General features: G+C 64.2%; 14 protein-coding genes. 8 read left to right on the top strand and 6 right to left on the bottom strand.

Features of this window, described 5'->3' with window-relative positions; all coding sequences use genetic code 11:
- Positions 1-2 precede the first annotated feature (2 nt).
- On the top strand, positions 3-3,398 hold the full coding sequence (locus E1B25_RS06930; RefSeq protein ID WP_132828032.1) for an efflux RND transporter permease subunit: 3,396 nt from the start codon (positions 3-5) through the stop codon (positions 3,396-3,398).
- Between the two features lie 62 nt (positions 3,399-3,460).
- On the opposite strand, the gene E1B25_RS06925 is transcribed toward E1B25_RS06930, so the two are convergent.
- Both E1B25_RS06925 and E1B25_RS06920 read right to left on the bottom strand, forming a co-directional pair.
- A complete protein-coding gene (locus E1B25_RS06925; RefSeq protein WP_132828031.1) occupies positions 3,461-3,895 on the bottom strand; it encodes an NUDIX hydrolase in 435 nt (144 codons plus the stop codon).
- 7 nt (positions 3,896-3,902) lie between these two features.
- Entirely contained in the window at positions 3,903-4,706 is an 804-nt protein-coding gene (locus E1B25_RS06920; protein WP_132828030.1) for a protein-disulfide reductase DsbD domain-containing protein, read from the bottom strand.
- Between the two features lie 157 nt (positions 4,707-4,863).
- On the opposite strand from E1B25_RS06920, the gene E1B25_RS06915 reads away from it, so the two are divergent.
- Positions 4,864-5,421: a YqgE/AlgH family protein gene (locus tag E1B25_RS06915; RefSeq protein WP_132828029.1), complete on the top strand. Its 558-nt coding sequence runs from the start codon at positions 4,864-4,866 to the stop codon at positions 5,419-5,421.
- A gap of 48 nt (positions 5,422-5,469) precedes the next feature.
- Here the strand turns inward: E1B25_RS06915 and E1B25_RS06910 are convergent, their stop codons facing one another.
- Positions 5,470-6,429, bottom strand: a complete 960-nt coding sequence (locus E1B25_RS06910) for an L-threonylcarbamoyladenylate synthase (protein ID WP_132828028.1) — start codon at positions 6,427-6,429, stop codon at positions 5,470-5,472.
- Positions 6,430-6,561: 132 nt separating this feature from the next.
- On the opposite strand from E1B25_RS06910, the gene E1B25_RS06905 reads away from it, so the two are divergent.
- From E1B25_RS06905 to E1B25_RS06885, 5 genes are all read left to right on the top strand, one after another.
- The gene (locus tag E1B25_RS06905) at positions 6,562-8,268 is read left to right on the top strand and encodes an acyl-CoA dehydrogenase family protein (protein WP_132828027.1); all 1,707 of its coding nucleotides are present in this window, start codon (positions 6,562-6,564) and stop codon (positions 8,266-8,268) included.
- A gap of 3 nt (positions 8,269-8,271) precedes the next feature.
- On the top strand, positions 8,272-9,318 hold the full coding sequence (locus E1B25_RS06900; protein WP_132828026.1) for an MBL fold metallo-hydrolase: 1,047 nt from the start codon (positions 8,272-8,274) through the stop codon (positions 9,316-9,318).
- 55 nt (positions 9,319-9,373) lie between these two features.
- A complete protein-coding gene (locus E1B25_RS06895) occupies positions 9,374-9,874 on the top strand; it encodes a DUF6173 family protein (RefSeq protein ID WP_132828025.1) in 501 nt (166 codons plus the stop codon).
- A gap of 161 nt (positions 9,875-10,035) precedes the next feature.
- Positions 10,036-10,170 carry an aa3-type cytochrome c oxidase subunit IV gene (locus E1B25_RS06890; protein ID WP_132828024.1) on the top strand — a complete coding sequence of 45 codons (135 nt, stop codon included), beginning with the start codon at positions 10,036-10,038 and terminating at the stop codon, positions 10,168-10,170.
- 35 nt (positions 10,171-10,205) lie between these two features.
- Positions 10,206-10,832 (top strand): hypothetical protein, encoded by a 627-nt coding sequence (locus tag E1B25_RS06885; RefSeq protein ID WP_132828023.1) that lies wholly within the window; start codon positions 10,206-10,208, stop codon positions 10,830-10,832.
- Here E1B25_RS06885 and E1B25_RS06880 read toward each other — a convergent pair.
- From E1B25_RS06880 to E1B25_RS06870, 3 genes are all read right to left on the bottom strand, one after another.
- Positions 10,824-11,165 (bottom strand): AzlD domain-containing protein, encoded by a 342-nt coding sequence (locus tag E1B25_RS06880; protein ID WP_132828022.1) that lies wholly within the window; start codon positions 11,163-11,165, stop codon positions 10,824-10,826. The genes E1B25_RS06885 and E1B25_RS06880 overlap by 9 nt on opposite strands.
- Complete coding sequence (locus E1B25_RS06875) at positions 11,162-11,875, bottom strand: AzlC family ABC transporter permease (protein WP_132828021.1); 714 nt, start codon at positions 11,873-11,875, stop codon at positions 11,162-11,164. Before E1B25_RS06875 ends, E1B25_RS06880 begins: the two co-directional genes overlap by 4 nt.
- A gap of 113 nt (positions 11,876-11,988) precedes the next feature.
- Complete coding sequence (locus tag E1B25_RS06870) at positions 11,989-12,423, bottom strand: acyl-CoA thioesterase (RefSeq protein ID WP_132828020.1); 435 nt, start codon at positions 12,421-12,423, stop codon at positions 11,989-11,991.
- A 287-nt stretch (positions 12,424-12,710) separates the two neighbouring features.
- Between E1B25_RS06870 and E1B25_RS06860 the strand changes: the two genes are divergently transcribed.
- Positions 12,711-13,886: an ABC transporter substrate-binding protein gene (locus E1B25_RS06860; protein WP_132828018.1), complete on the top strand. Its 1,176-nt coding sequence runs from the start codon at positions 12,711-12,713 to the stop codon at positions 13,884-13,886.
- The last annotated feature ends 62 nt before the right edge of the window (positions 13,887-13,948 follow it).

Raw genomic sequence — 13,948 nt, 5'->3', positions numbered from 1 at the left:
CGATGGCGCGCGATCTTCCGCTGCGGGCCGGTGGGCTGCTCAGCTATTTCACCCGCCACAAGACCGCCGCCAACCTGCTGCTTGTGCTGCTGCTGGTGTTGGGGGCTGCGGCGATCCCCAACATGCGGGCACAGTTCTTTCCCGATGTGGTCATCGAGACCGTCACCGTTTCGGTCGAATGGGAGGGCGCCGGCCCCGAGGATGTGGATGGCGCCATCGTGCAGGTGCTGGAACCGTCGCTGTTGGCGGTCGACGGGGTGGAAAGCACCCAATCCGTCTCGCGCGAAGGCTGGGCGAGCATCACGCTTGATTTCGAACCGGGCTGGGACATGGCCCAGGCCACCGATGACGTGCAAGCGGCGGTGGATGCGATCACCACCCTGCCGGAAGACGCCGAAGATCCTTCGGTCCGGCGCGGCGCTTGGCGCGACCGGGTGACGGATGTGGTGATCACCGGCCCGGTGTCCCCGGAACAGCTGGGTCTGTTCGCCGATGAACTGGTCACGCGGCTGTTTGCCGTGGGCGTTACCCGCACCACCATTCGCGGTGTCGCCGCCCCCGAAACCGTGGTCGAGGTGCCCTCGCGCGCCTTGATGGAGCATGACATCACGATGGCCGAAATCGCCGCCGTCATCGCGGCAGAGGTCGACGCCGCCCCGGCTGGCGATGTCACCGGGGCCAATGCCCGCGTGCGCACCGGCACCGAAAAGCGCAGTCGCGACGACATCGCGGGGATCGTGCTGCGCTCCAATACCGACGGCTCCAAGCTGACCATCGGCGAGGTGGCCGAGATCCGGGTCGAAGGCGTGGACCGCGCGCGCAGCTATTTCGTTGGTGCCAATCCGGCGATGTCGATCCGGGTGGATCGCTCTGACCGGGGCGATGCGATCAAGATCCAGCACGAGGTCGAGGATGTCGCCGCCGAGATGCAGCTGAGCCTGCCGCAGGGGGTGACGCTGGAACTGATCCGCACAAGGGCCGAGGCGATCTCGGGCCGGTTGACCATCCTGCTCGACAACGGGCTGATGGGGCTGGTTCTGGTGGTGGCGCTGTTGTTCCTGTTCTTGAACGCGCGCATCGCCTTCTGGGTTGCCGCCGGCATCCCGGCCTCGATGTTTGCCGCGATTGCCCTGATGTATGCCTTTGGTCTGACCTTCAACATGATCAGCCTGTTTGGCCTGATCATCACCTTGGGCATCGTGGTGGATGATGCCATCGTGATCGGCGAACACGCGGATTTCCGCGCCCGGCGACTGGGGGAACATCCGGTGGCGGCGGCCGAGAATGCGGCGCGGCGCATGGCGATGCCGGTGCTGGCCGCGACGATGACGACGGTGATCGCCTTTTTCGGCCTGACCGCGATTGGCGGGCGCTTTGGCGACCTGATCAAGGATGTCCCCTTTACCGTGATCGTGGTGTTGCTGGCCTCGCTGGTGGAATGTTTCCTGATCCTGCCCAACCACATGTCCCACGCCATTGCCCATTCGGCCAAGGAACATTGGTACGACCTGCCCAACCGGGTGGTGAACCGGGGCTTTCGCTGGGTGCGCGATCATGTGTTCCGCCACCTCATGGTCTGGGTGGTCCGGGGGCGTTACGTGGTGATGGCCGGGGTGGTCGTGGTGCTGGCTGGGCAACTGGCTCTGCTTATCCGCGGCGATGTGCAATGGCGCTTTTTCAACGCGCCTGAACGCGGCTCGGTCACCGGCAATTTCGCCATGGTCGAGGGCGCGACGCGGGCCGATACGCTGGCGATGATGCGCGAGATGCAGCGCGCCACCGAAGAGCTGGGCAAGGATTACGAGCAACGCTATGGCCGCAATCCGCTCGATTATGTCATGGCCGAGGTCGGCGGCAACGCCGGGCGCGGGCTGGCGGGGGTCGAGACCAAGGACGCCGACCTGTTGGGCGGCATCTCGATCGAGCTGATCGACGCCGATCTGCGGCCCTATTCCAGCTTTGCGCTGGTGGCTGAATTGCAAGATGCGGTGCGCCGCCACCCGATGGCCGAAACGATCAGCTTTCGCGGCTGGCGTTCCGGCCCTGGCGGCGATGCGCTGGACGTACAGTTCTATGGCGCGGATGTACAAACCCTGAAGTCCGCCAGTCAGGATCTGCAGGCGGCGCTGTTGCGCTATCCGGAGGTCTCGGCGGTCGAGGACAACCTGGCCTATGACAAGGAAGAGCTGATCCTTGACCTGACCGCGCAGGGGCAGGCGCTGGGGTTCACCATCGACACGCTGGGCCGCGCCCTGCGCGACCGGCTGAACGGGATCGAGGCGGCGACCTATCCCGACGGGCCGCGCAGCGCCACGATCCGGGTCGAACTGCCGGAGGGCGAGCTGTCTGCCGATTTCCTTGAGCGCACGCAGATGCGCGCGCCGGCTGGCATCTATGTGCCGCTTGCCGATCTTGTCAGCGTCGAGCAGCGCACCGGCTTTTCCTCTGTGCGGCGCGAGAACGGGCTGCGGCTGATCAGCGTAACCGGCGATATCTCAGAGGATGACCCGGCGCGGGCGGCCGAAATTCAGCAGGCGCTGAAGGACGAGATCCTGCCAAAGATCGCCAGCGAACGGCAGGTGGAATGGACCCTGTCGGGGTTGAGCGAGCAGGAGAACGAATTTCTGAGCGATGCGCGCAACGGTCTGATCCTGTGTCTGACCGGGATTTATCTGGTGCTGGCCTGGGTGTTTGCCAGCTGGACCCGGCCGCTGGTGGTAATGGCGGTGATCCCGTTTGGCTTGATTGGCACGATCTGGGGCCACTACATCTGGGACGTGCCGCTGAGCATGTTTACGGTGGTGGGGCTGTTGGGCATGACCGGGATCATCATCAACGATTCCATCGTGCTGGTCAGCACCATCGACGAATACGCCAAAGAGCGCGGGCTGATCCCTTCGATCATTGACGCTGCCGCCGACCGGTTGCGGCCGGTGTTGTTGACCACGCTGACCACCGTGCTGGGGCTGGCGCCGCTGTTGTACGAGAAATCGCAGCAGGCGCAGTTCCTGAAACCCACGGTGATCACGCTGGTTTACGGGTTGGGCTTCGGCGTGGTGCTGGTGCTGCTGGTGGTGCCGGCGCTGGTGGCGATGCAGCATGACGTGTCGCGTCCGCTGACCGCGCTGCGTCGGGCGATTTACAGCCCCAACCGGGCGCTGCGGGGCGCGGTGCTGGGGGCCGGGGTTCTGTTGCTGGGCTGGCTCGGGGCGACCATGGGCTGGGCGCTGGTGCAGGGCGGGCTGCCACAGGCCCTGATCGCGGCGCTGCCGCTGCTGAGCGGGATGGAGGCGGTGCGCGCGGCGCTGCTGGCCTTTGCCGTGGGCGCGCTGGTGATCGTGCTGGCGGTCTATCTGATCTCGGCGCTGGTCTATGCGCGGTCCGCACGGCGGGTCTAAGTGGGCGCTCTTCAGGCTTTGATGCCGCGCGCGTTCGTTTGGTTCGCTGAGTGAGCGCGTCTTTATCGCGACAACGCCCGGCGGCGGGTCAACGCCAGCTCCATCACCTCACCGACCCGTGCGCTCATCGGCAAGGCCCCGGCGCGGATCTGGTCGATCGGAAACCAAGCCACGTCCTGGGCATCATCGTCGGCCTGCGGCGTGCCCACCGGATCGGCGCAGAGCACGGCGGCCAACAGGTAGTGAACGGTGACCTCGCCCGCCTCATCGCGGCGGATCAGGTCGATGTTGGTCAGATATTCGACGGGGCGCGCCTCTAGCCCGGTTTCCTCGCGCAACTCGCGTCGGGCGGCCTCCAACGCGGTCTCGCCGGGTTCGACATGGCCGCCGGGAAATCCCCAAAGCCCTTTGTCGGGGGATTTGCCACGTTGTGCCAACAGCACCCGGTCACCCTCGACCAGAACCGCGATGGCACCAAGACGGGGCGTTGCCGTCATCTGCGTATCAGCCGGCGTCGCAGCCACGGATATCCACCGAATGCCGCGCGCCCAGCACCGTGATGCGGATATCGGAGCGGTTCAGCGCAAAGGCCCCGCCGGTTTCGCTGATCAGATCGCTTGCCGCGATCAGGGTGTTGCCCTGACGGTGGGTCCGGGTCTCATCGGCCCAGACGCCGGGGGTGCCCGCTTCGATCACCGCGATTTCCTCGCCCCCGACCGAGGGCATGGTGATCCGTGCCTCGATCCGCAGCCCGCCTTTGATCGGTGACACCCGGCAAGTGGCGGCACTGACTTGCGCCTCGGCGGCGGAATAGGGCCGTTGGGCAAGGGCGGCTATGATGGCCGGGTTGCGCCCGGCTTGCGGGTCAAGCTGTTGATCAAAGGTCAGCGTACCGGGAATGCAGACATCGCTGCACAGGCCAAAGTCGATTTGCCCGCGCAGGCGCACAGGCTGGCCGTCGTTGGTCGGTGTCACCTCGACCGGCAGGATCATCTGATGTTTGTAGCCGATGGTGCGCAAGCCGTTGGTATGAAACACCTCTGGCGCGGGCCATGTGATCGCCACGTTGCCCAGATTATGCGAGCCGCGCCAGTCAAAGCTGGGGGGAATCCCGGCCTCGCCCGGGGCGCGCCAATAGGTTTTCCAGCCATCCGACAGGGTCAGACGCAGCGCGGCCATATGGGTGCCGCGCGTGGTCGGCCCGCCATCCAGAATCTCGATCTGAACCAGATTGCCAAGCCCGCCGCCAGCGCCAGCCAGTGCGGGCGTGGTGAGGGTCGTCAGCGCGACAAGAAACGTGGTGAGCATCCTGAACATGATCCATACATGGCGAGTCTCGCCTGCAATGCCAAGTCACGAGCCCGTTAGTCGCCGTTTTGCCGCAGCGCCAAAGGCCCGGTCTTGCACCTTGGCGGTCTGCGGGCCATGTTGAGGCGACAAGATCCCAGAGCCGGAGCGCAACGCCATGGACCTGACCGGAAAACTTCTGATCGCGATGCCGGATATGGGCGATCCGCGTTTTGAACATTCGGTCGTGTTCCTGTGCAGCCATGGCAAGGACGGGGCGATGGGGCTGATCGTGAACAAGCCAGCGGCAGAATTGCGGTTGATCGATCTTCTGAGACAGCTCGACATCAAGCCAGACCAGCCTGAACGCGGGCAGATGCCGGTGTATTTCGGTGGTCCGGTCGAGACCGCGCGCGGCTTTGTCCTGCATTCGAGCGACTATGACTCCAGCCTGCATTCGATGGAGGTGAGCGAGGTCTTTCGCATGACCGCGACGCTGGACATTCTTGAGGATATCGCCAGCGGCAACGGACCGCAGCGGGCGCTGTTGATGCTGGGCTATGCCGGTTGGGGGCAGGGCCAGCTAGAGGCGGAAATCGCGATGAACGGTTGGCTGACCACCGATGCGGATCCCGATCTGGTCTTTGGTCCCTCCGATGGTGGAAAGTGGGAGGCGGCGTTGAAAACCCTTGGCGTCGATCCGCTGTCCTTGTCGGCGAGCGCCGGGCGGGCGTGAGCCTGCGATGGTGTCGTCAGCACAACGGGTTGGAGCCTTCCGTCTGACCTATCCCCTTGGCGCGGCCGCGCGGCGCAGCCGGTCATTGATCGCCGCGCCCAGCCCGTGATCGGGGATCGGGGCCACGGCGATGGGCTGGCCGCGCGCGTCGAGCGCATGCAGATGACCAAAAAGATTGGCTGCAGCTTCCATCAGATCGCCTGAGGGAGACAGGTTCAGATCGCAGGTCATAGCGCCAAATCCGAGAAACAGCTCGCCCTTGTGTGGTGTCGTGGCGTTCAACCGCACCCGCTCAGAGGGCGCGTAATGCGACGAGAGCTGCCCCGGTGCATTGATCGCGCCGCCACCTTCGGGCCGGGTAAGCGCGTGGCCAAGCACCGCTTCGATTGCCTCTGCCGCCAGTCCGCCGGGGCGTAGCAGCACCGGATCGCCCGCCAGCCCGACGATGGTGGATTCCAACCCGACCGGGCAGGGGCCGTCATCGACCACCGCCGCGATTCGGCCCGACAGCCCGGCCAGCACATGCGCCGCCGTGGTCGGGCTGATCCGCCCCGAAGGATTGGCCGAGGGCGCCGAGATCGGCCCATTGAACGCGCGCAACAGCGCCCGCGCGGTGGGATGGGCGGGCACCCGGATCGCCAGCGTGTCGAGCCCGGCTGTGACCAGGTCGGAAATCCCGTGCCCCGGTCGCAGCGGCAGCACCAGCGTCAGCGGTCCGGGCCAGAAGGCTTCGGCCAGCGCCTGCGCCGTCGCGCTCCAGTCTACATAGGTCTGCGCCATGTCGGTATCGGCCAGATGCACGATCAGCGGGTTGAAGCTGGGTCGCCCTTTGGCGGCATAGATCGCGGCGACGGCCCGGCCATTGCGCGCATCGGCCCCCAGCCCGTAGACTGTTTCAGTGGGAAAGGCGACGAGTTGCCCTTGGGCAAGCAGCTGGGCGGCGCGGGCCAGATCGGCCGCGTTGGCGCTCAGGTGGAGGGTCTGGTGGTGGATCGGGGGGGTTGCCATGGCAATGACGCCGCGTTCTGGTTGCTTGTGGGCCGAGGCGGGATAGGTATTCCCACTAATGTTGAGCCATAGCTGCGCGACCGGCGAAAGCCAAGCCCGTCGGTGTCGCACAGCCCAGACCAGAGGACGTCAATGCCCTATCGCGCGCCTGTTTCAGAGTATGAATTCCTGTTCCGCCATGTGGTGGGCTATGATCAGGTCGCCGCAACCGACCGGTTTTCCGAGGCGGATGGCGACACTGTCAGCGCCATCCTGACCGAAGCCGGCAAGATGTGCGAAGAGGTGATGGCCCCGTTGCAGCGCAACGGCGATCTGGAGCCCGCCCGGCTGGAGAACGGCAAGCTGCGCAGCTCGCCCGGCTTTGCCGAGGGCTGGGCCTCGATCGCCGAGGGCGGCTGGATCGGAATGAGCGCGCCGGTCGAATATGGCGGCATGGGGCTGCCGATGACGGTGACCTCTTCGGTCAACGAGATGATGAGCGCGGCCTGCCTGTCGCTGCAACTGGCCCCGTTGATGAGCCAGGGCCAGATCGAGGCGCTGGCGCACCATGCCAGTGATGCGCTCAAGGATCTGTACCTGCCCAAGCTGATCAGCGGGGAATGGGCCGGAACCATGAACCTGACCGAGCCGCAGGCCGGATCGGACGTGGGGGCGCTGTCGTCAAAGGCCGTGCCGAACGGCGACGGCACCTATGCGGTGAGCGGGCAGAAGATCTTTATTTCCTGGGGCGACAATGATTTCGCCGGCAATGTCTGCCATCTGGTGCTGGCGCGGCTGCCCGACGGGGTGCCGGGAACCAAGGGCATAAGCCTGTTTCTGGTGCCAAAGTTCCTGCCCGATGACGCGGGCAACCCGGGCGTGGCCAATACGCTCAAGGTGGTCAGCCTTGAGCACAAGATGGGCCTGCACGGCTCGCCGACCTGCGTGATGCAGTATGATGGCGCCACCGGCTGGCTGGTCGGCAAGGAACATGGCGGCATGGCGGCGATGTTCACCATGATGAACAACGCGCGGCTGGGCGTTGGCGGTCAGGGCGTTGGCGCGGCCGAGGGGGCGTATCAGCACGCGCTGGCCTATGCGCTGGAGCGCAAGCAGGGCAAGACGCCCTCGGGTACCATCGTCGATCACGCCGATGTGCGGCGGATGCTGCTGGAGATGGACGCCGATCTGTTCGCCTCGCGCGCGATCCTGCTGGCCTGCGCCGTGGCGATCGACATGCAAAGTGCCACCGGCGAGGCCGACTGGGCCGCGCGCGCCGCGCTGCTGACCCCCATCTCCAAGGCGTTCGGCACCGAGACCGGCATCCGGGTGGCCGAAACCGGGGTGCAGGTGCACGGCGGCATGGGCTTCATCGAGGAAACCGGGGCGGCGCAATATTACCGCGACGTAAGGGTCACCGCGATCTATGAAGGCACGAACGGGATTCAGGCGATGGATCTGGTCGGGCGCAAGATGATGGACGGCGGCGAGGCGGCCTATCGGTTGCTGGAAGAGGTTCAGAAACAGGCCGAGCGCGCCCGCGGCACCCTGCCGGATCTGGCCGAGCCGGTCTGGCAGGCGGCAGAAACCCTGCGCGAGGCCACCGAATGGCTGGTTTCACAGGGCGAGATGAACGACCGCTTCGCCGGGGCTGTGCCCTATCTCAAAGCCTTTGCGCGGGTGTTGGGCGGGCATTACCACCTGTCCGCCGCGATGGCCGAAAAGGGCGGGCCGCGGGTGGCGCTGGCGCGGTTCTATATCGACCGGATGTTGCCGGAACATGGCGCGCTTCTGGCCCATGCACAGGCCGGGGCCGAGGGGCTCTATGCGCTGGGCATCGACGATCTGGCACGGGGCTGAGGGATGGATGGTGTCCCGCCCCTGACAATGCGATACCCGTGGGACACTCCGCCCGAACCGGGGGAGGCGATCGAAGTGGCGGAGGGCGTGCTTTGGATGCGCCTGCCGCTGCCGATGAAGCTGGATCACGTCAATGTCTATGCGCTGGATGACGGCGACGGCTGGACGGTGATCGACACCGGGTTCGACAGCAAGAAATCCCGCGCGATCTGGGAAACGCTGCTGGCCGGGCCAATGGCGGGCAAGCCGGTGACCCGCGTGGTCGTGACCCACCATCACCCCGACCATATCGGGTTGGCCGGCTGGTTTCAGGCCGCGCATGGGGCCGAATTGGTGACCACCCGCACCGCATGGTTGTTCGCGCGGATGCTGACGCTGGACGTGCAAGAGGTCTTGCCGGAGGAAACGCTGGCCTATTATCGCAGCGCCGGGATGGACCCTGACATTCTGGCCGAGCGGCTGGCCGAGCGTCCGTTCAACTTTGCCGATGTGGTGGCGCCGCTGCCGCTGGGGTATCTGCGCATCAAGCAGGACGATACGATCCGCATGGGCGGTCGCGACTGGGACGTGCATATGGGCAACGGGCACGCGCCCGAACACGCCACATTCTGGAGCCGCGATGACAATCTTGTCTTGACCGGCGATCAGATCCTGTCTTCGATCAGCCCCAATATCGGCGTTCACGCGACCGAGCCGCAGGCCGATCCGCTGGCCGACTGGCTGGAGGCTTGCGAGCGGTTGTCGCTGCTGGCGCGGCCGGACCAACTGGCGCTGGGCGGGCACAAGCTGCCGTTCGTCGGCCTGCCGCTGCGGATGCGCCAGTTGATCGAGAACCACCATGGCGCCTTGACCCGTCTGCTGGATCATCTGGACACACCGAAACCGGCTGCCGCCTGTTTCGCGCCGCTGTTCAAGCGCAAGATCGACAGCGGTGTCTATGGGCTCGCGCTTGTCGAGGCGGTGGCCCATGTCAATCACCTGTATCACACCGGGCAGGCGGTGCGGACGCGTGGGGATGATGGAACCTGGCTGTATCAACGCAAGCTGTGATCGGTATACTCAACGTAAGTTGTGATCAGAATGATCAACGCAGGGTGTGAGCGGCATGGATGACAAGATCAAAACCACGGCCGAGGCGCATGAGGATGCGGTCCTCCCCCGTGTGCATGAGGTGCACTGTGATCCCAAGGCCAAACCCCGCATGGAGGGGCTGCGCGCGGGGGGCAGCAAACCGGTGTCCGACAAAAGCCCGGCGCGCTGGGCCTATGAGCGAATCATCCTCTATATCCGCAATTTCGAAGAGCAGCTCGACAATGCGCATGAGGTTGCGATGGGGTTCACCGGCGGCGACGCCGGGGTGCTGCGGATCGAGGGGATCGGATATTACGATCCCGATATCATCACCTTTTATGGTGGCGACGGGACCGGTGGGCGCACCCAGCTTATCCAGCATGTCAGCCAGCTCAACGTGATGCTGCGCGCCATGCCAAAGCCGCAGCCAGACCGCCCGCCAACGCGGATTGGCTTTCGCTTGGCCGCAGATCTGGACGAAGAACTGGCCGCAGAACCGGGCGCAGATTCGGGCGCAGAACCGGGCGAAGACTAGTACCGGGCTTCTTGTAGCCGGGGGCGCTGCGGATCTGGCCCGGCGAAATGTGCAGAAATGCCGCGTCGGCGCTGAAATGGCTGCATTGACCGGGTGACAGCCGCCGGCAAATTCAGTATCCAAAGTGGAAACGCGACCAAAGTCTGACAGGATGGGAACAGATGGCAGAACATAAACACGGCGATATGGACGTCTCGGTCCAGACCGAAACCTTTAACGGTTTCGTCAAATTCGTCACTTGGACGGTGGTCTTCCTGCTGGCGCTGCTGGTGTTCATGGCGATCTTTGCGACCTGATCATTTTGCTTTCGCCTGAACGGAGGACCTGTTGAGTGGTTCGTTTGCTGTGCCTGTGTACGGCGCTCTTGCTTGTTGCGGGCTGCGTCGAAAAACAACCTTTGGCCGATCGTGAAACCATCGCGGCGGTGTCCTATCGCAATCCGGGGCCGTCGACGCTGGCCCTGTACACGATGGTCAACAACCGCACCGGCAAGGGCGGCCATACCTCGCTGATGATCAACGCCTCGGAGCGGGTGATTTTTGACCCCGCCGGTTCGTTCCGTTCTCCGGTGGTGCCGGAGCGCAACGATGTGCTGTTCGGTATCACGCCGGGGGTGGAGCTGGCCTATCGCGGCTCGCACGCGCGCAGCACCTTTCACGTGGTCGTCCAGACCGTCGAAGTGACCCCCGAACAGGCCGAGATCGCCTATCAGCTGGCGCTTAATAACGGGGCAGTTCCGGGGATCTATTGCGCCAATGCCACCTCGACCTTGCTGAAAAAGGTGCCCGGGTTCGAGAGCGTCGACGTTACCTTCTATCCCACCCGGCTTGAGCAGCAGTTCGGAAGCCTGCCCGGGGTCCGGACCGAGCGGTATTTCGAGAACGACAGCGCCGATCTTGATCAGGGGATCGCCCAAAACAACGCCCGTCTGGTCGCGCAGCAGCAACTGTCAGAGTAGATAGAGCAGCCCGTAAAGCGTGGCGGCCCCGGAAAAGATCGCCAGTAGCACGTTTTTCGTGGCCAACCCCACCGCAATCGTGACCAGCGCCGCCAACAGGCGCGGCGTATCAAGCGCCCCGCCAGTTGCCTTGGGCCAGACCACCAGCGGGGCCACCAGCGCCGGCAGGATCGCCACGGCGGTATAGCGCAGGTGCCGCATCAGCCAGTCCGGCATCGGTCGGTCGCCCACCAGCCCGATGAAGAGGAAGCGCAGCGCAAAGCTGCCCACCGCCAGCCCGGCGATCATGATCCACAGGGTGCTGGTGTCGAACCCTGTCTGTTCCGGCGTCATGTCCATGTTCCCTTCTTTCGCAACTGCACTTCGACGCGGGCGCCGGTCATCATGCCGGCCAGCCCCGCGAGCATCAGGCCAAGGTTATACGGCAGCCCCGCGCCCAGCAGCGCCACGATCACCGAGACGAGCGCGGCGGCCACATGCGCCGGGGTGCGCAGCATCGGCATCGCCATCGCCAGAAAGGCGATAGGCAGGGCGAAATCCAGCGCCCAGCTTTTCGGAATCTGCGCGCCAAGCAAGGCCCCCACGAAGGTGAAGCTGTACCAACAGAGGGTCACAAGCGTGACCGATCCGAGATAGTAGCGCATGCGCTGGGAGATGCTCAGGTCCGGCTCGGTCTCGAACCGGACGATGGAGCAGGCATAGGATTGATCCACGATCAGATAGGCGGCGAAGGCGCGCTGCCAAAGCGGTGCCCCACCCAGATAGGGGGTGAGCGAGGCCGAATACATCGCCATGCGCAGGTTCACTGCCAGCGCCGAGGCCAGAATGATGAAGATCGGCGCGTTTTCCTGTAGCAGTTGCAGCGCGGTGAGCTGTGCGGCCCCGGCGAAAACCGTGGCGGTCAGCACCATCGTTTCGGTCAGATCAAGCCCGGCTTCGGTCGCCAGAACCCCGAACAACATGCCGAACGGACCGGCGACCAGCACAAAGGGCGCCCCGTCGCGCAAGCCTTTCCAGTAGTAGGAGTTGGGGGAGAAAGCCATTGCCCGTCCTTAACCTGTGTACGGATTGCCTATACGCGAACGGATGGGGGTTCAATCGCTCGCGGGCCAACAAGGCCGTGAGCGGCGTGACCGGGCCGCTTAGGTCGGGCTGCTTATGTCGAGGGCGTCTCGGGCAGCCCGGCGTCGAGCAAGGCGCGCAGCGGGGCCATCTCACCGGCGCGCAAACGGCCCTCGCGCATCACGAACATGCCGCGCAACTCGGTCCCCTCAAGCACGGCGCGTGAACCGATGCGGCCAAGATACCCGAGGGTGAGGGATTTGTTGCCCCAGTCCAGAATGCTCATGTCCAGTGTCATCATATCGCCGTCCATCGCCGGAGAGACGAAATTGGCGTGCACGTCCATCAGGCCGATGCCCTTGGCGTCCAACACGTTGCACAGCCGCCGGTGGCCGCCGGCGGTTTTCTGAAGATAGGTGTGAAAGCAGCGGTCGAACCAGCGAAAGTAGTTCGGATAAAAGACAATCCCGGCCGGGTCGCAATGGCCGAAACTGATCTGGATATCCATCGAGAAGTCTGGGTTTGGCATGTCTGTGGTTTTTCTGTTTTGTGATGTGTCTTGCAGGGGGGGGCGGGGGCACCCGGGGCTTTATACCGCAATTCAGCGGCGGCGCACCTTATCGGATTTGCATATCCGGGTGACCGGGGGCGGGTTTGTGCAGGCTCTGTCGCGGGCGGGGTCAGCAAGATTGACCGAAAGCCCGGCGCCGATATGCTGAGGATGGGAGGAAAAACGTTGATTGAAGGCTCCGGAGCGGGCACAAAAGGTTAACAAGATAAGCGTGGCGAAGTCGCGCATTCACCTGGGAGGGGAATATGAAGACATTTTTGACACTGACACTTGCTGCGAGCCTGATGAGCACGGCGGCCTGGGCTGAAACCGTGAAGATCGGTTTTGTCACCACGCTGACCACGGGCGCGGCGGTGATCGGCAAGGACATGCAGAATTCAGTCAATCTGGCGGTGGAGCATCTGGGCGGCAAGGCGGGCAATCTGGATCTGGAGGTGATCTTTGCCGATGATGGTTTCGCGCCCGAGACCGGCAAGCAGGCCACTGACAAGCTGGTGAAACAGGACAATGTGGATTTCGTCGCCGGCTATATCTGGAGCCACGTACTGCTGGCCTCACGCAAATCGGCGCTGGATGCGGGCAAGTTCCTGATTTCGGCCAATGCGGGCCCCAGCCAGATCGCCGGGAAGCTGTGCAACGAGAACTTTTTCTCGACCTCGTGGCAGAATGACCAGACGCCGATGGCGATGGGCGAGGTGCTGAACCGGCAGGGGGTCAAATCGCTGTATGTGATGGCGCCGAACTATGCCGCGGGCAAGGATATGGTCTCTGGCGTGGAGCGCACGTTCAAGGGCGAAATCGTCGGCAAGGATCTGACCAAATGGGGTGCGGATGCGCAGCTCGATTTCTCGGCCGAACTGGCCAAGGCCAAGGCGAGCGGCGCGGATGGGCTTTTTGTGTTCTACCCCGGCGCTGCGGGCGGGGCATTCATGAAACAATACGATCAGGCCGGGTTGAAGGATATGTTGCCGCTGTATTCGGTGTTCACGGTGGACGCGCTTTCGCTGCCCAAGCTGCAAGCGGCCAATCTGACCGGGGTTCTGGGGTCGCGCACCACGCAGGAATGGGATCCGACGTTGGACAATGCCGCGAACAAGAAATTCGTGGCCGACTACAAGGCCAAGTACGGCGCTTACCCGTCTTATTACGGGGCGCAGTCCTATGACGCGATCATGCTGATCGCCAGCGCGGTCGCCAAGGTCGGCAACACCACCGACAAGGATGCGTTGCGCGCGGCGCTGAAAGCGGCTGATTTCGACTCGGTGCGCGGCAATTTCAAATTTGGCACCAACAACTTCCCGGTCGAGAACTTCTATCTGCGCGAAGCGGTGGTTGATGCGGATGGGGTCTGGACCACCAAGGTGGTCGAGACGGTCTTTGAGGATCACATCGACAGCTATGCTGCCGATTGCAAGATGTGAGCTGATCTCCTGACATTGATCGGGCCGGACGGTGTCGCGTCCGGTCCCCATTAGACACGGGG

This window comes from Antarcticimicrobium sediminis (assembly GCF_004348975.1).
GTDB classification, from domain to species: domain Bacteria; phylum Pseudomonadota; class Alphaproteobacteria; order Rhodobacterales; family Rhodobacteraceae; genus Antarcticimicrobium; species Antarcticimicrobium sediminis.
This window is presented reverse-complemented; position numbering and strand designations above follow the sequence as displayed.